The sequence below is a fragment of the Actinospica sp. genome (assembly GCF_035552695.1).
Lineage (GTDB): Bacteria > Actinomycetota > Actinomycetes > Streptomycetales > Catenulisporaceae > Actinospica.
Genome location: NZ_DASZKT010000107.1, coordinates 26,282 through 47,971 on the forward strand (window position 1 = coordinate 26,282; position 21,690 = coordinate 47,971).

Below are 21,690 nucleotides of genomic sequence, written 5' to 3' on the forward strand. Positions count from 1 at the left end.
CGGCACCGGGTTGCCCGGAGCCGGGCTCACCGTCACCTACGAGGTCGTGGTCGCCGCGACGGCCAGGCCGCCACCGCTCAGACCGGCCGCGCCGATGATCATCTTGGCCTTGCCGGAGAGCTTCATGGACTATCTCCCAAGCTGGATTGGCGCCCCGATCGGGGCGATGAGACCAGCGAACAAGAGATACAGAACTCAGTCTGGTTCAATACAAGAACCTTGAGACATCACGCAGCTGTCAAGGGCTGACCGCGCGCTCGGCCGGTGGCAGCCGTCGCAGGGCCGGGGTGGTCAACTCAGGGGGCTGCCAGGCGCTGTCGGCGCGGAAGAGATCGATGCCGGGGGGCGCGATCGCATCGATGCGGTCGAGGGTGTCGTCGTCGAGGAGCAGATCGGACCCCGCGAGCAGGTGTTCCAGCTGTTCGGGAGTACGCGGACCGAGGATGACCGAGGTGACGTCCGGGTGCGCGGCGGCGAAGGCGACGGCCAGGTGTGGGAGGTCGCGCCCGAGCTCCTCGGCGAGGTCGGCCAGTTGGGCGGCGGCGGTGAACTTCGCGGCGTTCTCCGGCAGAGTCGGGTCGAATCGGGCCGGGGTGAGTGCCGCTCTGGCCCCGGGCTGCTCTCCGGCGGCGGCGCGCCGGCCTGTCAGAAAGCCGAAGGCGAGCGGGCTCCAGGTGAGCACGCCCATTCCGTAGTGGCGGGCGGCGGGCAGCAGTTCGCGTTCGATTCCGCGCGCCAGGATGGAGTAAGGCGGCTGCTCGGTACGGAAGCGGTGGTGGCCGCGCTGCTCGGCGATCCGGTGCGCGTCGGCGACCTGCCAGGCCGGGAAGCTGGAGCAGCCGAAGGCGCGGATCTTGCCCTGGCGCACCAGGTCGGTCAGCGCCCCGAGCGTTTCCTCGATCTCTGTTGCCGGGTCTGGGCGGTGGACCTGGTAGAGGTCGATCCAGTCGGTGCCGAGCCTGCGCAGACTCTCCTCGACCGCGCGGGTCAGCCAGCGGCGCGAGTTGCCGCGCCGGTTGCGGTCCTCCCCCATGGGAAAGTGCGCCTTGGTCGCGAGCACGACGTCGTCGCGGCGGGCGCCGAGGGCCTCGCCGAGGATCTGCTCCGCCTCTCCGGCTGAGTACATGTCGGCGGTGTCGACGAGGTTGATCCCGGCGTCCAGCGCCGTGTGCACGATCCGGGCGCACGCGGCGCGGTCCGTGTTGCCGATGGCGCCGAACATCATCGTGCCCAGGCAGTAGGCGCTGACCTGTATTCCGGTGCCGCCGAGCGGGCGGTATCTCATGAGATTTGTCCTGTCCTGAAGGAGCGGTACTGCGGGCTGCCGTGTCGCACGGGCCCGATGCGCCGAGGCTAGGAGCTAGAGTCGGCTCTAGCGCAAGTTCTGATCTTCAGGAGCGAGGTCAAGTTCGGTCCGGGCATGCGCAGGTTGATTTATGCTGTCGGGTGTGGACGAGGCCGGGGAGCGGTTGGGGATAGGCGAGGTCGCTCGACGCACGGGCCTGAGCGTGCACGCGCTGCGGTTCTACGAGCGGCAGGGGTTACTGCCCGGTCCGGTGTTCCGCGACCACAGCGGGCGGCGCGTGTACACGGAACAGGATGCGGACTGGCTGATCCTCTGTGTCGTGCTTCGGGGCTCGGCGATGCCGCTGCCGGTGGTTCGCCGCTATACCGAACTGGTTCGAGACGGAGACGGCAATGAGCGGGAACGCCTTGAACTGCTGCGCGGACACCGCGAGGCGGTGCTCGCGCAGATGGCCCAGTTGCAACAGAGTATTGATCTGATCGACTTCAAGGTCGCCGTCTACGAGGACCTGCTTGACGGCGGAGACAGCGGGCTGCCGGGAGAGAACGGCAAATACGCGGTCGCGCAGCCAGCCCCCAGGGGCGGAATCAGGGTGCGATCGCCACGGCCGTCGGATAGGTGCCGACGGTGAGAGTGCTGGTGACCGTGCCGGTGGCGGTGCTGATGACGGACACCTGGCCGAAGGCGCCGTCCGTCACGTAGGCCTCGGCTCCGTCTGGGGTGAACGCCACGGCGTCCGGGTCCTGGCCCGTTGCGATGGTGCCGGTCTCCGTGCCGGTGGCTGTGTCGATGACGGCCACGGAGTCGGCTTCGTCGACGACGTAGGCCTTGGATCCGTCAGGGGTGAACGCGATGGCCCCCGCCCTGCCACCCAAGGACACGCTGGAGACCGCGTTGGTGGCCGTGTTGATCACAGAGACCGACGTGCCGACCACGGGCGACGTGTAGATCAGCGTGCCGTTGGGGGACACGGCGATCTGCCTGGGGATCCCGCCGACGGCGATCGTCGAGATGACGGTGTCGGTGGCAGTGTCTACGACGGACACCTTGGCAGTGCCGGTGGCGTAGAGCTTCGTGCCATCGGGCGAGAGCGCCATGGCGCGATATGTGGCCGGCGACGCGGATTCGTCGGCGGTGTACGGCACCGTGAACGTATTGATGATCTTCTCAGTTGCGGTGCTGATGGCGTAGACCGCGCTGCTGTTCCCGTCGGACACGTAGAGGGTGGTCCCGTCGGGGCTGACGGCGAGAGCCTCGGGATCGCCGGGCACCTGGATGTACGACGTGGCTTCGGCCGCGGTGTCGAGGGCGATGATCTCACCGCGACCCACGGCGTAGACCGTCTGGCCGTTCGGCGTCGCCACCAGCTGATCGGGGGTCTGCTTGATCGGCTCGACGGCCGTGATCTCCTTGTAGGTGTCGGCGTTGAGCACCCACACCTCGCTCGGCGTCGTCCCGGTGCCGTCTCCGACGGATACAAAGGCCTGATCGTTTGCGAACGTCACGTCGCCGATGTGCTGCATCCCCAGGGGAATCTGCCTGGTCACCTCGCCGGTGGCGGCATGGATCGCCAGCAGCGTGTCGGTCTCGTTCGCGCTGGCGTAGACGGTGCGTCCGTCGGGCGAGAACGAGATGAAGTTCGACGGAGATTTCAACGACGCGGCGACGGTGACCGCGCGGGTCGTGAGGTTCAACTTCACGACCCGGAACGGGTTCTTGATCCCGACGTGCTGGACCTCGATGTACGCGGTCGAACTGTCCGTGGGTGAGGACTCGAGCTGCGACGCGTCGGTACCTCCGAGGACGATGTCCCCGGTGACCGTGTTCGTCGCGGTGCTGATCTCGTACAGGTTCTTGCCTCGGGCGGGAGCGGCAAGGAGCGTGCTCCCGTCGGCGGTGAGAGCGAGCTGGTTGACGCGGAGGCCGAGCGAGATGGTCGCGGCGACGGTGTTCGTCGTTGTGTCGACGACGGCGACGCCGTTGAACAGGCCCGCGTAGACGTGCGTGCCGTCCTTCGACACAGCGATCGCGTCGCTGTCCCGGTTCACGATCCCCTTGAGCGGGATGGTTATGGAGACCGTGTCGGTTGCGGTGTCCAGGACCATCAGGCTCTTGTCAGCGGTCACGAAGAGCTTGGTGCTGTCCGGCGACGCGGCGATGTTCAGCGGCTTGCTCACCGCGGCGACCCTCGTGGCCCTTCGGGTCGTGGAGTCAATGTCGAACAGGGCGGCGCCGGGCACGCTGTTGGCGTTGCAGATCATGTATGCGCGGGAGCCGTCCGGCGTGAAGACCAGCGGGTACAAGGTCCCCGGGTTGATGCAGACGTGGATCATGTCGATCGCCTTGTGGGTCTTGGCGTCGATCACCGTGATGTTGCCGCTACCGGCGTTCTGCACCCAGACCGTCTTGCCGTCCGGCGAGACGTACTCGCTCTGCGGGAACGTGCCGGCGCCGTGCTTCGGAGCGGTGGGGACCGTGCCGGTAACCGCTCCCGTCGCCGTGTTGATCTCGGAAATGGACTCGCTGGTGTAGTTGGCGACGTACGCGATCGGTGTCGCGGATGCCGTGGCGGCGGCTGGCCGAGCCGAGGCGTGGGCAGCGCCGGTCGTGCCGAGCGTCAACGTGATTCCGGTGAGTACGGCGATGGCGCTGAGTGACAGCGTACGAAGACGCCGTCGCGTGAACGTTGTGCAGCTGGACATGTGGCAGCCCTTCTGGGCGCGCTCAAGCAGCATGCGAGCGCAGTTGGCAGGAGCCGAACATGACATGACATGGCATGACAATGAGGCCGAGGCCGTGGTGTGGGTGACGCGGATCCCCGAGACGTACCACGCCCTGACGATCCGTTACAGGGTGCTGATCCGCAACAGGGTACTGATCTAGCTACCGAGTGTAGCCGACTTCTCGAACAATAGAAGTGGCGGCTGAACGCCGAGAGTTTCAAGTTGCGAAGATCGCCACACCTTACGCACCCAGATCGGCGCCGCCACATCCGTCGACTTCAACGTGCGAATTGCTTTCCCGAGCGCCGGCGATTCCACTCAGCCGCAGCTCGCCCTTCTCGCACTAGGCGCGTGATTCGGCGGCCGCGGGCGCATCGGCTAGATAGTCGTCGAATGAGGTTTGGGCTTCGGCGCGGCGCTCGGCCAACACCCGCAGGGCGCCTTCCCGGTCCCCGCTGCCGAGCATGTCGGCGATGGCCGTGTGCTCGCGCTGGATCCGGTCGTGTCGTGCTGCTGCCGGTGCCGTTCCTGCGCAGCATCGGCGTCGGCGGCATGCTCATCCCGCTGGTGGCCACCGTGGCCGCCCTCACCCTGCTGCCGATCACGCTCGCCGTGGGGGACCAGCGCTCGACCGCCGCCGTCTGGGGCGGCGGTCGAGCTCGCACAGCAGGGGCTGGGAGCGCTGGGGACGCCTGATCGTGCGCCGGCGATGGATCGCGGGCGTGCTCGGGCTCGGCATCGTCCTGGCGCTGGGCGCGCCCGCCCTGTCGATCAACACCGCCGAACCGCTCATCGGCTCACTGGCCGCCACCGGACCGTCCGCCACCGCTTTCCAGGACCTCGAGCACGCCGGCGTGCCCTCAGCGGTCGACTTCCCGATCCAGGTCCTCACCCACGACGGCGCCACCCGGCGCGCGGCAGGCAGCCGCACTCGCCCAGGTCCGCGAGCCCTCCATCAGGCGTTCGCGGTGACCTCGTCGATGGGGCGGCCGAGCACGTGCAGGCCGCTCGCGATGAACGTGCTCATGGCGACGGCGGCTTGGACACCGGCGAAGACGAGTGTGGCCACCGATGGGCTGAAGACGGAGGCGAGGGTGCCCGCGGAAAGGGGGCCGAGCCAGCGAACCGAGGAGGCGCCGAAGCTGATCGCGCTCGAGACGCGGCCCATCAGCGCGTCCGGGATCATCCGTACCTCATAGGTGCCGAAGACGACGTTCAGTGGCGCGATCAGCACGAACATGAGCGCGATCAACGCTCCGATCGCCCAGGGGTTGGGCACGAGCGCGATGCCGACCGTCGCGGCGACCATGATCCACGACACGGCGATCACCAGCGGGCGCCCCGGGATCCGCTTGGCGATGCGGCTCGACACGGAGGCGCCGATGAGGCCGCCGACAGCGCCGAGCGAGCTGACGGCGCCGATCAGGGTGGCGCTGCCGTGGCGGGAGTGGATCAGCACGATGACCAGGATGAGCAGACCGTTGATGAGGCAGTTTTCCAGCCCTGTCCATATGGTCAGGAACCGTAGGTAGGCGTTCGATCGGATGTACCGGAAGCCGCCCGCGATGCTCGCGAGGATCGACTCGCGCTCGTCCGCATGCTCGTCCGGGTCGGGGCCGAGCGGCTTGCGGATCAGTAGTACGCCGAGCGCACTCGCGAGGAAGGAGACGGCGTCGCCGAGGAACGGCAGCCAGCGTGCGACGCCGAACAGCAGGCCCCCGGAGGATGGACCGGCCAATCTGATCGCCCACGTCCGGCCCTGCGCGAGCGCGAACGCGTTCGGCAGCATCTCCTCCGGCACGACGCGGCGCAGCGCGGCGAAGTCGGCGCCGCCGGACAACCCGCCCACCAGGCCCTGGATCAGGCCGACGACGGCGACGTGGGAGACGTATACGTGACCGGTCAGGACCGCCACCGCGACCGTGCTGACCACCGCCGCCTGAACCAGCGGGCTGGCCAGCAGAAGGGCGCGGCGGGAAACCCGGTCCGCGAGCGCGCCGCCGATCAGCATCGTGATAAGCCCGCCGATGCTCTCCGCCGCCGCGACCACGCCCGCGCTGGTCGACGAGCCGGTCACGAACAGGATCAGCAGCGGATAGGCGACGGTCGACAGGGCCGTGCCGTACTCGGAGACGGTAGCGCCGATCCACCAGCCCGTGTAGTCGCGGTTGCGGAACAGCAGCCGGTTCGACTGCTTGACCTCAGCGGGCGCCTGTTCGCTCGCGCCGTCCGCAACTGCCATCCCGGGATCCTACGGCGATCGGCGCGCGGCCCGCGAACGATTAATGCGCTCCGGCTCCGGCTTCGCTAGCCGCGGCTGACGCGGGAGGAACTGCGCACGACGAGCTCGGGCTGGAGCACGACCTGCCGATGTTCGTGCTCGCCGCCGCCGTCGGTCTCCTCGAGCAGGAGGTCGGCGGCCAGGCTGCCCATGGCGAGCGCGGGCTGGCGGACCGAGGTGAGCGGGACGGCGGCGGCGGAGGCGAATTCGATGTCGTCGTAGCCGACGATGGCCATGTCGCGCGGGACGTCGACGCCGGCGGCGAACATGGACTGCAGCACGCCGAGCGCGAGCAGGTCGTTGGCGCAGAACACGGCGGTCGGGCGGGGCGAGAGGCCGAGCAGGCGGGCTCCGGCGTCCCGGCCGGCCGCGACGTCGAGCGTCTCGGTCGGCAGTTCGGTCAGCGCCTCGGGGCCGAGTCCGGCCTCGGCGAGGGCGGCGAGGGCGCCGGTCTTGCGGTCGCTGATCTGGCTCAGGTGGCTCGGCCCGCTGACGTACGCGATGGCGCGGTGCCCGGCGGTCACCAGATGACGGACGGCGAGGGAGCCGCCGGCCACGTCGTCGACCGAGACCGAGCAGACGTCGTCGCCCGAGCGCACCCGGTCGACGAGGACGAGCGGGATGCCGTGCCGGCGGAACGCCTCGAGACCGCGCCCGCTGTCGTCGGCCGGGGTGACGAGCACGCCGCGCACCCGCTGCTCGGCGAACAGCGCGAGGTACTCGGCCTCGTCGCGCGTGCTCTGGTTGCTGTTGCAGACCATCACGCCGATGCCCGACTTGCGTGCCGTGCGCTCGGCGCCGCGTGCGATGTCGACGAAGAACGGGTTGCCCATGTCGAGCACCAGCAGGCCCAGGATGCGGCTCTGCCCGGCGCGCAGCTGGCGCGCGGATTCGCTTCGCACGTATCCGAGTTCGGCGATCGACGCCTGGACGCGGATCCGGATCGCCTCGGTGACCGTGTCGGGCCGGTTGAGGACGTTCGAGACGGTGCCCACCGACACCCCCGCGTGCCGCGCGACGTCTTTGATCCCGACCATGGAAGTTCTTCCGTTCCTACCTCGTCGGCGTGACGTTCAGTAGCGCCCGCCTCGCCGTTACCGAGTCATCGTATGTGGTGTCGAGCCCTTGACGTCGCTCAGCGCGATGGAAGATCTCCGGCAATGGCTCCACCTCCGCGTCGGGAGCTGTGCCGGCAAGCTTGGAAACGACCGGATGCGCCGCCCGGCGAGCCGCGGCGCATCCGGTTCCCGCGGACTAGAAGTCGAACTGGCCGATGTTCGACTTGTCGAACACGGTCGGCTGGCCGAGCGTGACCACGCCCTGCGCGCCGATGGTGAAGGTGCCGAGGCTCCCGGCCGTGAACGTCTGCCCCTGGGCGCCGGAGATCTGTCCCGAGGCGAGAGCGACGGCGGCGTACGCGGCGAGTTCGCCGAGCTTGGCCGGGTTCCAGAGCTCGAAGGCCTGCACGGTGCCGTCCTGGACATAGGCGCGCATGTCGTTCGGCGTGCCGAGGCCGGTCAGCAGCACCTTCCCCTTGTACTGCGAGCCGTCCAGGTACTGCGCCGCTGCCTTGATGCCGACCGTCGTGGGGCTGATGATCCCCTTGAGGTTCGGATACTGCTGAAGCAGGCCCTGCGTCTGCTGGAACGAGGTCTGCGCGTCGTCGTTGCCGTACGCGATCTTCACCAGCTTCATGTTCGCGAACTGAGGCTTCTTCAGCTCGTCCTCCATGAAGCCGATCCAGGTGTTCTGGTTGGTCGCGGTCTGCGCGGCCGAGAGGATCGCGATCTGCCCGGAATAGTTGAGCTCCTTGCCCAGCAGGTCGACCTCGGAGCGGCCGAGGGCCTCGGCGCCGGCCTGGGAGATGAAGAGCTGCCGGCAGTCGGTGTTGGTGTCCGAGTCGTATGTGACCACCTTGACGCCGCTGCTCATCGCCTGCTTCAGCGCCGTGCACAGCGCGCCAGGGTCCTGCGCGGACACGGCGATCGCGGACACCTGCTGCTGGGTTAGTGTATTGACGTACGAGACCTGTCCCGCAGTGTCGGTGGCGCTGGTGGTGCCGACATCCTTGTAGGTCTCGCCTAGGGCGGTCAGCGCGGTCTTGCCGCCGCCGTCCGAGGTCGTGAAGTAGGGGTTGTTGACCTGCTTGGGCAGGAACGCGACGGTCAGCCCCTTCTTCGTCGGCGCGTTCGGGTCGGCCGACGCACCCGAGCCCGCCGCGGCCGAGGACGCGGCGGCGTCGGTGGAGGTCTTGGTGGCTCCGCCGCACCCGGTCAGGCCCAGCGCGAGCAGACTTCCCGCGGCGGCCGTCGCGATCAGGCGCGGGACGAGCCGGGGCCGATGGAAGGTGGAGGTCATGACGGTTCCTTTCACAGGACTGACGACGGTGTCGGTGTCATGGAGCGGTTGGTGCGCCGGGCGCGCGCGTCGGCGAGCTGCCTGGCCGCGCGCGGACCGAGGACGGAGATGACGAGCAGCAGTCCGGTGACCACGGTCTGGGACTGGGCCGAGACGTTGACCAGGCTCATCACGTTCTGCAGGGTGCCGAGCAGGAACACCCCGGCGATCGCGCCGCCGAGGGTGCCGCGGCCGCCGTCGAAGTCGACGCCACCGAGCAGCACGGCCGCCACGACGGACAGTTCGAGCCCGGTCGCGTTGTCGTAGGTCGCGCTCGCGTAGTGCAGCACCCAGAAGACGCCGGTCAGCGAGGAGACCAGGCCGGTGGTGACGAACAGCGACAGCTTGATCCGCTTGACCCGGAGCCCCGCGAACCAGGCGGCCTCCCGCGAGGCGCCGACGGCGAAGACCGAGCGGCCGAAGCCGGTGGCGTGCAGCACCACGACGGCGAGCACGGCCAGGACCAGCCACGGGATCGCGGCGTCCGGGATGAGGCTCCCGGCGATGCGTCCCGAGCCGAAGTCGAGGTAGTTCTGCGGGAAGTCGGTGACCGAGTTCGAGCCGAGCACGATCTGCGCGATGCCGCGATAGGCCGCCATGGTGCCGATGGTGACGGCCAGCGAGGGCAGTCCCAGCCGGGTGACCAGCAGGGCGTTGACGAGTCCGCAGACGATGCCGAGCAGCGCGCAGATCAGGATGATCATGTTGATGTTCATCCCGTCGTTCCACAGCACCCCCATCACCGATCCGGAGAGGCCGACGGTGGAGCCGACGGACAGGTCGATCTCGCCGGAGGCCACCAGCATCGTCATCGGCAGCGCGATCGCCGCGATGGGCAGCGTGTTGCCGATCAGGAAGCTGATGTTCAGGGCGTTGCCGAAGTCTCCGACGAAGGAGAACGACGCGGCGATCAGGACCACCAGCAGGGCGCCGACGACGGTGTCCCAGCGGACGGCGCCGCCGAGCCTCGGCCGGGTGGTGGCCAGCGCGGCTGGGGCGGTCGGCTGCTCAGCCATTCTCGGTGCTCCTCGGCTCTCGGGCCCGCCTGCTTCGCAGCAGGCCGGCGACGCGCAACGCCACGACCCGGTCGAGGGAGATCGCCAGGAGCAGCAGGATTCCGTCGATCGCCTCGACCCAGACCGAGCCGACGCCGATCGCGGGCAGGACGCTGTTGATGGAGGTCAGGAGCAGGGCGCCGAGTGCGGCCCCGTAGACGCTGCCCGTCCCTCCGGTGAAGCCGACGCCGCCGACGACCACGGCGCTGACCACGGTGAGCTCGTATCCGGTGCCGGTGCTCGCGTCCGCGTAGCCGAAGCGGGCCAGGTAGAGCGCTCCGGCCAGCCCGGCGAGCGCGCCGCAGAGCACGAACGCGCCGAGCGCCCGCTTGCGCGTGGGCACACCGGCGAGCGCCGCCGCCTGCGGGTTGGAGCCGAGGGCGTAGCACTCGCGGCCGCTGCGATAGTCGCGCAGGTAGTAGGCGACCGCGCTGAGCACGACGGCGGCGAGGATGCCGAGGTACGGGATCGCCCACAGGCCGTCGTGCCCGAAACTGACGAAGCCAGGCGACAACTGACCGGCCGTGATCTCACGCGAGCCGACCCACACCGAGTCGAGTCCGCGGATGATGTAGAGCGTGCCGAGCGTGACCACGAGCGAGGGCACCCGGCCGATGCCGACGAGCAGTCCGTTGAGTACGCCGAATGCCGCGCCGACCAGGACGGCGATCACCATTGCGAGCATCGGGTTGCCGCCGCCCTGGATGAAGTCGCCCGCCGCGAACGCGGCGACGCCGAGCACCGAGCCGACCGAGAGATCGACGTTGCGGGTGATGACGACCACCGCCTCGCCGACGGCCACCAGGACGAGGATCGTCGCGTTCAGCAGCAGGTCCTTGATGCCCTGCTCGGACAGGAAGGCGGTGTTGTCGGCCTGCGTGGCGGCGAGCATGAGGACGAGCACGAGCAGGATGCCGAGCTCGCGCATGCGCAGCACGCGGTCGAGCAGCGGGCGCGGTGCCTGCCCGGCCACGTGCACGGGTTCGAGGGTGGCTGTCACGCCTGACTCCTGTTCGTCATCCCGGTGGCGGCGGCCATCACCGACTGCTCGGTGGCCTCGGAGCGCGGGATCTCGGCGGCGATCCGGCCCTCGTGCATGACGAGCACGCGGTCGGCCATCCCGAGAATCTCCGGCAGGTCGGAGGAGATCATCAGGACCGCGACACCCTCGGCGGCGAGATCGGACAGCAGACGATGCACCTCGGCCTTCGTGCCGACGTCGATGCCGCGGGTGGGCTCGTCGACGATCAGCACGCTCGGCTTGGTGGCGAGCCACTTGGCGAGCACGACCTTCTGCTGGTTGCCGCCGGACAGCGTGTCGACGAGGTCGCCGAGCCGCGCGTACTTCACCTGGAGCTTCGTCGCCCAGTCGAGGGCACGATCGCGTTCGGCGCGGCGGCTCATCAGCCCGGCCCTCGACGTGGCCCGCAAACCACTGAGACCGATGTTGCGCTCGATCGTCATCTGCATGACCAGGCCCTGGGCGCGCCGGTCCTCCGGCACGAGCGCGAGCCCGGCGGCCATCGCGAGGCTCGGCGAACCGGGCCGCAACGCACGTCCGCCGACGGTGACGCTTCCGGCGTCCCATCGGTCCACGCCGAACACGGCGCGCGCGACCTCGCTGCGCCCGGCCCCGACCAGGCCGGCCAGTCCGACGATCTCGCCGCCGCGGACGGTGAACGAGACGTCGGTGAACACCCCTTCCCGAGTCAGCCTGCTGACCTCCAGCGCGACCTCGCCGACAGGCGTGTCCTGTTTCGGGTAGAGCTCGTCGAGCGTGCGGCCGACCATGCGCTCGACCAGGTCGGACTCGGTCAGCCGGGCGACCGGTTCGCCGGCCACCCAGGCGCCGTCCCGGAGCGTCGTCACCCGCTGGCAGAGCTCGAACACCTCCTCGAGCCGATGCGAGATGAACAGCACGGCCGCGCCCTGCTCGCGCAGCGTCCGGACCACGGAGAACAGCCGGGCGACCTCGCTGCCGGTCAGCGCGGCGGTCGGCTCGTCCATGATCAGCACTCGCGCGTCGAAGGAGAGCGCCTTGGCGATCTCGACGAGCTGCTGGTCGGCGATGGAAAGCCCGCGCGCGGGCCGCTCCGGATCCATCGCGACGCCGAGCCGCTGGAACAACGCCGCGGACGCGTCGTGTACGGCACGGTGGTCGACGCGGCCGAGGGAGCGCCTGGGCTGACGGCCCATGAAGATGTTCTCGGCGACCGTGAGGTCGGGGAACAGCGTCGGCTCCTGGTAGATGACCGCCACACCCGCGTCCCGCGCGTCGGCGGGCCCGGCGAACTCGACGGGCCTGCCGTCCAGCAGCACCGTCCCCTCGTCCGGGCGGTACACGCCGGCCAGCGTCTTGATGAGGGTCGACTTCCCGGCGCCGTTCTCACCCGCCAACGCGTGCGCCTCGCCGCCGAACAGCTGCAGGGAGACCGAACGCAGCGCGCGCACGGCGCCGAAGGACTTGCTCACCCCCTCGAGCGCGAGCACCGGAGCCCGCGGTTCCGGGTCGGGGAGCGTCATAAGACACCACTCCTGCGATCGGCCCGTCAACACTGACGGGTGGTGAAATGTTTCAGCGGAATGGGCGCGAGGCTAGCCGCGCCAGTCGGGCGCGTCAAGAGATTTCGTTCGAGGTCAGGGTCTGTAGCTCCAAGGCGTGCGGGTCGCGATTTCATCTTGACGGCGCGGACGGGGCCGAGTAGCTTCCCCGCTGGTAAAACGATTCACGCATTTCACGAGCGCAGCGCGGCATCCCTGCACGCAGGGCGATGACCCGAGAAGAGTGAGCATGTCTGAGATTCCGGCCGCGAAGTCGGCGCTGAGGGCCCAGATGATCGAGACCCCGTCGTGGGGTTACGGCAACTCCGGGACGCGGTTCAAGGTGTTCGCCCAGCAGGGTGTGCCGCGCGATCCGTTCGAGAAGCTGGCGGACGCGGCGCAGGTGCACGCGGCGACCGGCGTGGCCCCGACCGTGTCGCTGCACATCCCGTGGGACCGCGTGGCCGACTACGCCGAACTGCGGGCGCACGCCGAGGCTCTGGGCGTGCGCATCGGCATGATCAACTCGAACACCTTCCAGGACGACGACTATCGGATCGGCAGCGTCTGCCACCCGGACCTGAAGGTGCGGCGCAAGGCGATAGACCATCTGCTCGAGTGCGTGGACATCATGGACTCGACCGGTTCGAACGCGCTGAAGCTGTGGTTCGCCGACGGCACCAACTACCCGGGCCAGGACGACATCGCGGCCCGCCAGGACCGGCTCGCCGAGGCTCTGGCAGAGGTCTACGCACGGCTGGGCGACGAGCAGCGGCTGGTGCTGGAGTACAAGCTGTTCGAGCCCGCGTTCTACACGACGGACGTACCGGACTGGGGAACGAGCTACGCGCACTGCCTCAAGCTCGGCCCGAAGGCGAAGGTCGTCGTGGACACGGGGCACCATGCTCCGGGCACGAACATCGAGTTCATCGTCGCTTTCCTGCTGCGCGAGGGAAAGCTCGGCGCCTTCGACCTCAACTCCCGCTTCTACGCGGACGATGACCTGATGGCCGGCGCGGCGGATCCGTTCCAGCTGTTCCGGATCCTGCACGAGGTGGCCAAGAACGGCGGCCTCGATCCCGCGGCCGGGGTCGCGTTCATGCTGGACCAATGCCACAACATCGAGGCGAAGATCCCGGCCGCGATCCGCTCGGTGATGAACGTCCAGGAGGCGACCGCCAAGGCCTTGCTGGTGGACCTCTCCGCGCTTCGGGCGGCACAGACCGCGGGTGACGTGCTCGGGGCGAACGCCGTGCTGATGGACGCCTACAACACCGACGTGCGTCCGCTGCTCGCGGAAGTGCGCGAGGAGATGGGTCTGAACCCCGACCCGCTGGCCGCCTACCGCGGCACCGGATACGCCGAGAAGATCATCGCCGAGCGCGTGGGCGGCACCCAGGCCGGTTGGGGAGCGTGACCCGATGGCCGACCACACCATCAGTGAACTGATCGAGCGCTCGAACCGGCTGGGTTCGGACCCGCGCACCACCAACTACGCGGGCGGCAACACGTCGGCCAAGGGAACCGACGTGGATCCGGTGACCGGCGCCGACGTCGAGCTGCTGTGGGTCAAGGGCTCCGGCGGCGACCTCGGCACGCTCACCGGGTCCGGTTTGGCCGTGCTGCGGCTGGACCGGCTGCGGGCGCTCGCGGCGGTCTACCCGGGTGTGGAGCGCGAGGATGAGATGGTCTCGGCGTTCGACTACTGCCTGCACGGCAAGGGCGGCGCGGCGCCGTCGATCGACACGGCCATGCACGGTCTGCTCGACGCCGCGCACGTGGACCATCTGCACCCTGATCCAGGCATCGCGCTCGCGTGCGCCGCGGACGGCGAGAAGCTCACCTCGGAGTGCTTCGGCGACGCGGTGGTGTGGGTGCCGTGGCAGCGTCCCGGATTCCAGCTGGGCCTGGACATCGCCGCGATCAAGACCGCGAATCCGCAGGCCATCGGCTGCATCCTCGGCGGACACGGGATCACCGCATGGGGCGAGACGAGCGAGGAGTGCGAGGCGAACTCGCTGCGGATCATCCGCACCGCCGAGCAGTTCCTCGCCGAGCGCGGCCGACCCGATCCGTTCGGCGCGCTCGTCGCCGGGTACGGAGCTCTGCCGGACGCCGAGCGGCATGCGCGTGCCGCCGCGCTCGCTCCGCATCTCCGGGCGATCGCGTCCTGCGACCGTCCTCAGATCGGGCACTATGAGGACGGCGAGGTCGTCCTCGACTTCCTCGCGCGCGCCGAGCACCCGAGGCTCGCGGCGCTCGGCACCTCGTGTCCGGACCACTTCCTGCGCACGAAGGTGCGACCGCTCGTCCTCGACCTGCCCGCGGACGCCCCGATCGACGACGTGATCGCGCGGCTGCGGGAGCTGCACGCGGCATATCGCGCCGAGTACGCGGCCTACTACCGGCGTCACGCCACCCCCGACTCGCCCGCGATGCGCGGCGCCGACCCGGCGATCATCCTGATCCCGGGCGTCGGGATGTTCAGCTACGGCAAGGACAAGCAGACCGCGCGCGTTGCCGGCGAGTTCTACATCAACGCCATCAACGTGATGAGCGGCGCCGAATCAGTGTCCGTCTACGCGCCCATCGAGGAATCCGAGAAGTTCCGCATCGAGTACTGGGCGCTGGAGGAGGCGAAACTTCAGCGAATGCCCAAACCGAAGGCGCTGGCCACCCGCGTGGCGCTCGTGACCGGCGCGGGCTCGGGCATCGGCAGGGCGATCGCGCGGCGGCTCGCCGCCGAGGGCGCATGCGTCGTGGTCGCCGACCTGAACGCCGAGGCGGCCGCATCGGTCGCGCGGGAACTCGGCGGACGCGACGTGGCCGTGCCGGTGACCGTCGACGTGACCAGCGAAGACCAGATCAAGGCCGCGTTCGACGCGGCGGTACTCGCCTTCGGCGGAGTCGACCTGGTCGTGAACAACGCGGGCATCTCGATCTCGAAGCCCCTGCTGGAGACCACGGCCGAGGACTGGGACCTGCAACACGACATCATGGCCCGCGGCTCGTTCCTCGTCTCGCGCGAGGCGGCACGCGTGATGAACGCGCAAGGGCTCGGTGGCGACATCGTGTACGTCGCGTCGAAAAACTCGGTGTTCGCCGGGCCCAACAACATTGCGTACTCCGCGACGAAGGCGGACCAGGCGCATCAGGTCAGACTGCTGGCAGCCGAGCTCGGCGAGCACGGCATCCGCGTCAACGGCGTCAACCCGGACGGAGTCGTGCGCGGCTCGGGCATCTTCGCCAACGGCTGGGGCGCCCAACGCGCGGCGACGTACGGGATCGAGGAATCCAAGCTCGGCGAGTTCTACGCCCAACGCACCATCCTCAAGCGCGAAGTGCTGCCCGAGCACGTGGCCAACGCCGTATTCGCGCTCACCGGCGGCGAACTGACGCACACGACCGGGCTGCACATCCCCGTGGACGCGGGCGTGGCGGCGGCGTTCCTCCGATGAACACGCGGGCCTTCGGCGCGGTCGACCTCGGCGCGACCAGCGGCCGCGTCATGCTCGGCCGCGTCGGACCCGGAGTGCTGGAGCTCACCGAGGCACACCGGTTTCCCAACACCCCGATCAATCGCGCCGATGGACTGTACTGGGACTTCGCCGCACTCCTGAGGGGAACGGTGGAAGGGCTCTGCGCAGCACAAGAGCTTTCCGGAGAGCGGCGGCTGGACTCAGTCGGCATCGACAGTTGGGCCGTCGACTACGGCCTACTCGACGCCGACGGCACGCTTGTCGAAGACCCGCACCACTATCGGGATCCGCGCACGAGCGCGGGCCTCATCGCCTCGGTACACGAGCGCATCACCGCCGAGCAGCTCTACGAAGTGACGGGCTTGCAACACCTGCCGTTCAATACGGTCTTCCAACTCGCCGCCGCCATGAACGCGCCTCGATTCACGCTGGCGCGGACGATCCTGCCGATCCCCGACCTGGTGACCTACCGGCTCACCGGTACCGTCGGGGCCGAGGAGACGAACGCCTCGACGACAGGGCTCTTCGACGCGACCACGCGCACCTGGTCGAAGACCGTTGTCGGCGCGCTCGGGCTCGATCCGACTCTCCTGCCACCGCTGCGTGGCCCGGGAACTTCCGCCGGCACACTGCTTCCCGGACTCGTCGGCGATGCCGGTCTCGCCGCGGACACACCGGTCACGGTCGTCGCCTCACACGACACCGCCTCGGCTGTCGCGGCCGTCCCGGCGACCGGGCCGGGATTCGCGTACATCTCGTGCGGAACCTGGTCTCTGGTGGGCCTCGAACTCTCCGCGCCGGTGCTCACACCGGCGTCGCGGCGGGCGAACTTCACCAACGAACTCGGCGTCGACGGCACCGTGCGCTACCTGCGCAACGTCATGGGCCTGTGGCTGCTGAGCGAAAGCCAGCGCACCTGGGCGGGCCGCGGTCTGCGGGCCGACACCGAGACTGTCCTGCGCCAAGCCGCGGCGGCTGAGCCCTTCGGACGCGTGGTCGATCCGGATGATCCGGCCTTCCTCGCGCCCGGCGATATTCCAGGCCGCATCGAAGAGTTCTGCCGACGCAGTGACCAGCGCCCGCCGCGGTCCCCGGGCGAAACCGTGCGCTGCATCCTCGAAAGCCTCGCGATCGCGCATCGGCAGGCGCTCCGGCGGGCCGCGGAACTAGCCGACCAGGACGTCGACATCGTGCACCTGGTCGGCGGCGGCAGCCGAAACGAGCTGTTGTGCCAGTGGACCGCCGACGCGACCGGCCTGCCCGTCATCGCCGGGCCGACGGAAGCCGCCGCCATCGGCAACGCGTTGGTGCAGGCCCGGGCCCAGGGCGTCATCGGCGATCTGTCATCGATGCGTCGACTGGTCGCCGAGACCCAGCAATTGCGGCGCTACGTGCCGAGCGGCGACCGCGCGGCGTGGGATGCCGCGGCAGCCCGGGTGGCCGTGACGTGAGCGTCAGACAGGCCCGAGCGGAGCCGCGGGTCGCACGTCGCGCGCAGTGCCACCGCATCCAGGATCGCAGTGGAGAACCGGCTGATGACTGATGACTGACTACTTCGCGGGGTCCTCGGACCCACGCGCCTGGCTTCGGGCCGACGAGGTGCACTCCGGCCCCGGGGATGGCGGCCACCAGTTCGTCGATACCGATGACTCCCCCGTGGTCGATCACCACGGATGAATCGTTTCATTCTCTCTGTCCATGCACGGCACCGCATCAACACCCACCGTCCCAGCCTCCCTGGAGCGAGCGATGCAACAACAGAGATCCACCCTGCCCGTACTCGTCATGACGCTGATCGCGTTGCTGGTCAGCGGTCTGACCGCGGGATCCGCCACGGCCTCCGCGACACCTTCCCACGCGACACCCTCCTCTGCGGCGGCCGCAGCCGCCGGATACACCACGACGGTCACCAACTTCGATTCCAACGGCGACCAGGTCGTCAGGTTCGACACCGACGGCAACGCGGTGGACGCGCACGACGGCATGATCGCCCTGTTCGACGGCACGTACTACCTGTACGGCACCGCGTACGACTGCGGATTCTCCTGGCAGACGACCGGCACGCCCTTCTGCGGATTCAAGGTCTACAGCTCTCCCGACCTGGTCCATTGGACCGACCGCGGGCTGCTGTTCGACCCGACCGGCAGCGTCTGGCAGACCCGCTGTAACGGATCGACGTACGGCTGCTTCCGTCCGCACGTCGTCTACGACGCCGGCACGGGCATGTACGTGCTCTGGGTCAACGTGTACGACAACAGCGTCGGCTACCGCGTCTTCACCAGTTCCAGTCCGACCGGCCCGTTCACGGAGCAGGCGGCGCCGACGCTGGCCGTGAACAACAACGCACCGGCCGGCGGCGTGAACAACGGCGACGAGACCGTCTTCACCGACGACGACGGCACCGGCTACATCGTCTACACCGACTGGCGCAGCGGCGGCGACCTGGTCGTGGAACGCCTCGACGCGAGCGACCTGTCCGGAACCGGCGCGTACGTGCGACTGGGCCAGAGCGCGACCGAGGCCCCGTCCCTGTTCAAGCGCAATGGCGTCTACTACCTGACGTACTCGGACCCGAACTGCGGTTACTGCTCCGGCACCGGCACCTCGTACCGCACCGCGTCGAGCCCGCTCGGGCCGTGGTCCGCGTCGACCAAGCTCACGACGAACTCCTGCGGCGGGCAGCCCTCCTTCGTCTCGGCCATCCCCACCACGACCGGAACGGCCTACCTCTACGCCAGCGATCTGTGGGACGGCGGGCACAACGAGGCGCTCGCGAACTATTACTGGACGCCGCTGAGTTTCGCGGCGGACGGGTCGATCTCGCCGATCACCTGCCAGAACTCGTTCTCACTCGACCTGGCGACGGGGTCGGCCGGCAGCCAGAACCAGCCGCCTGGCGTCGATCAGGCCGACGGCGTCGACGGATTCCGCACCTTCTGCGATCTGCGGACCGGCATCGCCCGCTTCCAGACGTTCGTGCCGAGCCGCAGCGGCACGCTGTCAGCGCTCTCCTTCACCAGCTTCCAGAGCGGCAACCCCGATGCAGGGCTCGAATTCGATGTCTACCAGGCCGACAGCTCGTCTCAACCTACTGGGACGGTGCTGAGTTCGACGGTGCTGCCGGCGTCCTCCGTCGGCTGGTCGCCGCGCGCCGTCACCGTCACGCCGAACATCTCGGTCACGGCGGGCACCCGCTACGGCTTCCTGGTCAAGTCGGTGACGAACAGCGGGTGCTTCGGCATGGCCTACAGCGACGCCAACCCCTACCCGGCCGGCAGCGAGTCTTACAGCAGCAACAGCGGCTCGACCTTCAGCGCCGAGAGCGGCAGGTCGCTCAAGTTCTCCACCAGCGTCACCACTTCAGCGGTGCCCGCCGCCTCACCGTTGGAACTGCCTGCCGGATTCGCCCGGTGTGCCTCGGAGAACGGCACGTGCACACCGTCCGGCACCGCGGTGATCGCCTTCGGCGCGGGATCGTATCTGTATAAGACAGTCAGCGGCAGCACGACGTGTTCCGCGTCCACGTTCGGCGGCGATCCGGCCGAGGGGGTGCTGAAGTCGTGCTACCTCGCACCATCCGGCGGCCCGTCCGGCTACACGAGCTGCTCCGCTGAGAACGGCACCTGCTCGTTCTCGGGCACCCAGATGGTGGCCTTCGGGACTAACGGCGCGTTCAACTACCAGCTCGCGAGCTCGAGTATCGGGTGTTCGGACTCGAACTTCGGGGACCCGATGCCCGGAGTGGTCAAGGCCTGCTACCAGCCACCGGCCGGCGGTCCGACCGGTTCGTGGACGCAGTGCTCAAGCGAGAACGGATCGTGCGGCGTCACTGGCAAGCAACTGATCGCGTTCGGGGCGGACGGCGCGTTTGTATATGCGCCCTCGAACGGTCCGCTCACGTGCTCGAACACTGTTTTCGGCTCCGATCCCATCCCGGGCGTGGCGAAAGCCTGCTACCAGCACGGCGCCGCGCCATCCGGGTTCGGCACGGCGTGCGCGAGCGAGAGTGGCACCTGCACGTTCACCGGAACGCAGACAGTGGCCTTCGGCGCGGGCGGTGAGTACACCTACAAGACCTTCACCGGCAGTACGCCCTGCACCGTTGCCGCCTTCGGCACCGACCCGGCGTACGACGTCGCCAAGGCCTGCTATCTGACCCCCTGAAAGCCCTGATGAGAAGTCCGCGCGTCTCCCCCGACAACGAGGAGACGCGCGGACCATTTCGCTTTCAAGCGGAGATGTGATTCAGACGCGGCTTGTCATCATTGGACGTAGATCATTGGACGTAGATCATTGAACGTAGCAAGCCTTGGCCACTCCGCTGTCGGGGTCGCCGAACACGGAGTTGCCACAGCCGGTGCCACCGCTGAAGGAACCGTAGAAGTACTGGCCGTTCGCGCCGTAAGCAACCTCGTGGGTGCCGCTGAACGAGCACGTACCGTTCTTCGCTGGCGGTTGGGCGACAGTTCCGTGTACCTCTCGCGGATGGAACGATCCAAATCCGGCCGTGAGTGACGCACCTCAAAAATGACTGCGTGCTCTAGCCGTGCGTGGCAGGCACGGTGATCTTGTCGATGTCCGGCACGTCGCCGGTCGTGTGGGTGTTGCTGAACAGAATGCTGTTGCCGCCCGCAGCTAGGGCGAGCGTGAGCGTGCCGGTGGCCGGAGTGTCCCAGTTCGCGCTGGGCGCACCCGTGAAGGTGACCGCGGTGCCGCCGTTGGCGCTCACCATGAGCTTGAGGCTGCTCGCGTCACCGTTCGTGTACGCGACCGTGATCGCGTAGTTGCCGGAGGTGGAAACGGTGACGTTCTTCATCGTCAACGTGCCGCTGCCGCCGAGATAGCCGATGCGACCGCCGCCCGAGCATGCTGAGCAGGCGATCGCCTTCGCTCCACCGGCCAGCGCACTGGACGATGCTTCCGCCTCGTAACTGGTCGATGTACCGACCCCGTTCACCGACAACGTGTACGTCGCGGTGCGCGAGCCGGAAGCCGCCGTCCCGGTCACGGTGATCGGGTACGTGCCCGCGGCCACCGACGATGTCGTCGCCACCACCGTCATCGTCGACGACGAGCCCGCGCCCACCGAGGCCGGCGAGAACGACACCGTCACACCGGCCGGTGCGCCGGACGCCGTCAACGCCACCGCTTGCGGGCTACCCGACGCCACCGCCGTCGAGATCGTCGAAGTCGCCGAACCTCCTGCGGACACCGAACCCGAACCCGGACTGTCGCTGATCGAGAAGTCGTCGGCCTGCGACGTGACCGGAATCGGGTCGGACAGGTCGAGCGCCCACAGGGCCATGCCGTGCAGTCCGTACTTCTGCGCGAGCGTCACCCGGAGCGGCCAGGACTTCGCGTCCGACCACCACAGGACCGTGCCGTCCTGCAAGGTCGCGGTCCATTCACCCTGGGTGCTGTCCCAGGTCGCGGTCGAACCGTCGCTCTGCACCATCTGCCGGGCCTGCGCATCGGTGACCTGGACGCCGGTTCCGCTCTTCGGCCAGGTGTATCCGTATCCTGCGACACCGAGGTCGACCTTGGCGGCCGAGACGTCGGCGAGCACCTGTCGCAGACACGACTCCTGCCAGGGCAGACCGCCGATCGGACCTACGCCGTTCCAGGTCGGGCCGTGCTCGTCATAGGCCATCAACGCGATGCGGTCGGCCGCGTTGCCCAGTGCGGTCAGGTCGTAGCCGTTCGCCGGGTAGTCGGCGGCGTCGGGGAACGCCGTGACGTCGACCGAGACGGTCTTTCCGGTCGGCATCGCGGACTTCAGTGCCGTGACGAAGTCGACCAGGCCCTGTGCGTCCTGGCTCTGGATCGATTCGAAGTCGACTGTGACGCCGTCCCAGCCCTGCGCGTTCACGTCGCCCACCAGCGAAGAGACCACTGTGCCGATGTTGCT

The 21,690-nt window shown here is 68.7% G+C and carries 15 protein-coding genes; 6 read left to right on the forward strand and 9 right to left on the reverse strand.

Translation table 11 applies throughout. From position 1 onward, the window contains the following. Window positions 1-238 precede the first annotated feature (238 nt). Window positions 239-1,285, reverse strand: coding sequence for an aldo/keto reductase (locus tag VG296_RS13115; protein WP_325565955.1), 1,047 nt, complete (start codon window positions 1,283-1,285; stop codon window positions 239-241). A 163-nt stretch (window positions 1,286-1,448) separates the two neighbouring features. Between VG296_RS13115 and VG296_RS13120 the strand changes: the two genes are divergently transcribed. Beyond that, window positions 1,449-1,937: a MerR family transcriptional regulator gene (locus VG296_RS13120; RefSeq protein WP_325565956.1), complete on the forward strand. Its 489-nt coding sequence runs from the start codon at window positions 1,449-1,451 to the stop codon at window positions 1,935-1,937. Here VG296_RS13120 and VG296_RS13125 read toward each other — a convergent pair. Continuing rightward, entirely contained in the window at window positions 1,894-4,008 is a 2,115-nt protein-coding gene (locus VG296_RS13125; protein ID WP_325565957.1) for a hypothetical protein, read from the reverse strand. The two genes, VG296_RS13120 and VG296_RS13125, sit on opposite strands and share 44 nt — an antisense overlap. 528 nt (window positions 4,009-4,536) lie before the next feature. On the opposite strand from VG296_RS13125, the gene VG296_RS13130 reads away from it, so the two are divergent. Continuing rightward, window positions 4,537-4,725 carry a hypothetical protein gene (locus tag VG296_RS13130; protein ID WP_325565958.1) on the forward strand — a complete coding sequence of 63 codons (189 nt, stop codon included), beginning with the start codon at window positions 4,537-4,539 and terminating at the stop codon, window positions 4,723-4,725. Between the two features lie 259 nt (window positions 4,726-4,984). Here VG296_RS13130 and VG296_RS13135 read toward each other — a convergent pair whose 3' ends face one another. From VG296_RS13135 to VG296_RS13160, 6 genes are all read right to left on the reverse strand, one after another. Further along, window positions 4,985-6,271, reverse strand: coding sequence for an MFS transporter (locus tag VG296_RS13135; protein ID WP_325565959.1), 1,287 nt, complete (start codon window positions 6,269-6,271; stop codon window positions 4,985-4,987). Window positions 6,272-6,336: 65 nt separating this feature from the next. Continuing rightward, window positions 6,337-7,347: a LacI family DNA-binding transcriptional regulator gene (locus tag VG296_RS13140; protein WP_325565960.1), complete on the reverse strand. Its 1,011-nt coding sequence runs from the start codon at window positions 7,345-7,347 to the stop codon at window positions 6,337-6,339. A 217-nt stretch (window positions 7,348-7,564) separates the two neighbouring features. After that, window positions 7,565-8,668: a rhamnose ABC transporter substrate-binding protein gene (gene rhaS / locus VG296_RS13145; protein WP_325565961.1), complete on the reverse strand. Its 1,104-nt coding sequence runs from the start codon at window positions 8,666-8,668 to the stop codon at window positions 7,565-7,567. Window positions 8,669-8,679: 11 nt separating this feature from the next. After that, window positions 8,680-9,723: an ABC transporter permease gene (locus VG296_RS13150; RefSeq protein ID WP_325565962.1), complete on the reverse strand. Its 1,044-nt coding sequence runs from the start codon at window positions 9,721-9,723 to the stop codon at window positions 8,680-8,682. Next, window positions 9,716-10,762 carry an ABC transporter permease gene (locus VG296_RS13155; RefSeq protein WP_325565963.1) on the reverse strand — a complete coding sequence of 349 codons (1,047 nt, stop codon included), beginning with the start codon at window positions 10,760-10,762 and terminating at the stop codon, window positions 9,716-9,718. Before VG296_RS13155 ends, VG296_RS13150 begins: the two co-directional genes overlap by 8 nt. After that, window positions 10,759-12,285: a sugar ABC transporter ATP-binding protein gene (locus VG296_RS13160; protein WP_325565964.1), complete on the reverse strand. Its 1,527-nt coding sequence runs from the start codon at window positions 12,283-12,285 to the stop codon at window positions 10,759-10,761. The genes VG296_RS13155 and VG296_RS13160 overlap by 4 nt, the downstream gene beginning before the upstream one ends. Window positions 12,286-12,553: 268 nt before the next feature. Here VG296_RS13160 and rhaI point away from each other — a divergent pair, with 268 nt between their 5' ends. The 4 genes from rhaI to VG296_RS13180 all read left to right on the forward strand — a co-directional run bounded on the left by rhaI (window position 12,554) and on the right by VG296_RS13180 (window position 19,946). Next, window positions 12,554-13,720, forward strand: coding sequence for an L-rhamnose isomerase (gene rhaI / locus VG296_RS13165; RefSeq protein ID WP_325565965.1), 1,167 nt, complete (start codon window positions 12,554-12,556; stop codon window positions 13,718-13,720). A 4-nt stretch (window positions 13,721-13,724) separates the two neighbouring features. Beyond that, a complete protein-coding gene (locus VG296_RS13170) occupies window positions 13,725-15,761 on the forward strand; it encodes a bifunctional aldolase/short-chain dehydrogenase (RefSeq protein WP_325565966.1) in 2,037 nt (678 codons plus the stop codon). Then, on the forward strand, window positions 15,758-17,233 hold the full coding sequence (locus tag VG296_RS13175) for a rhamnulokinase family protein (RefSeq protein WP_325565967.1): 1,476 nt from the start codon (window positions 15,758-15,760) through the stop codon (window positions 17,231-17,233). The genes VG296_RS13170 and VG296_RS13175 overlap by 4 nt, the downstream gene beginning before the upstream one ends. Window positions 17,234-17,531: 298 nt before the next feature. Continuing rightward, window positions 17,532-19,946, forward strand: a complete 2,415-nt coding sequence (locus VG296_RS13180; RefSeq protein WP_325565968.1) for a family 43 glycosylhydrolase — start codon at window positions 17,532-17,534, stop codon at window positions 19,944-19,946. Window positions 19,947-20,322: 376 nt separating this feature from the next. Here the strand turns inward: VG296_RS13180 and VG296_RS13185 are convergent. After that, on the reverse strand, window positions 20,323-21,690 hold a 1,368-nt coding region (locus VG296_RS13185), incomplete at its 5' end, for a glycosyl hydrolase family 18 protein (protein ID WP_325565969.1).

What these genes read in the sequence shown, in the direction of transcription:
- VG296_RS13150 (WP_325565962.1), bottom strand. Translation starts at nt 9,723, where the DNA reads ATGGCTGAGCAGCCGACCGCCCCAGCCGCGCTGGCCACCACCCGGCCG.
- VG296_RS13170 (WP_325565966.1), top strand. Translation starts at nt 13,725, where the DNA reads ATGGCCGACCACACCATCAGTGAACTGATCGAGCGCTCGAACCGGCTG.
- VG296_RS13160 (WP_325565964.1), bottom strand. Translation starts at nt 12,285, where the DNA reads ATGACGCTCCCCGACCCGGAACCGCGGGCTCCGGTGCTCGCGCTCGAG.
- VG296_RS13125 (WP_325565957.1), bottom strand. Translation starts at nt 4,008, where the DNA reads ATGTCCAGCTGCACAACGTTCACGCGACGGCGTCTTCGTACGCTGTCA.
- rhaS (WP_325565961.1), bottom strand. Translation starts at nt 8,668, where the DNA reads ATGACCTCCACCTTCCATCGGCCCCGGCTCGTCCCGCGCCTGATCGCG.
- VG296_RS13115 (WP_325565955.1), bottom strand. Translation starts at nt 1,285, where the DNA reads ATGAGATACCGCCCGCTCGGCGGCACCGGAATACAGGTCAGCGCCTAC.
- rhaI (WP_325565965.1), top strand. Translation starts at nt 12,554, where the DNA reads ATGTCTGAGATTCCGGCCGCGAAGTCGGCGCTGAGGGCCCAGATGATC.
- VG296_RS13175 (WP_325565967.1), top strand. Translation starts at nt 15,758, where the DNA reads ATGAACACGCGGGCCTTCGGCGCGGTCGACCTCGGCGCGACCAGCGGC.
- VG296_RS13180 (WP_325565968.1), top strand. Translation starts at nt 17,532, where the DNA reads ATGCAACAACAGAGATCCACCCTGCCCGTACTCGTCATGACGCTGATC.
- VG296_RS13135 (WP_325565959.1), bottom strand. Translation starts at nt 6,271, where the DNA reads ATGGCAGTTGCGGACGGCGCGAGCGAACAGGCGCCCGCTGAGGTCAAG.
- VG296_RS13140 (WP_325565960.1), bottom strand. Translation starts at nt 7,347, where the DNA reads ATGGTCGGGATCAAAGACGTCGCGCGGCACGCGGGGGTGTCGGTGGGC.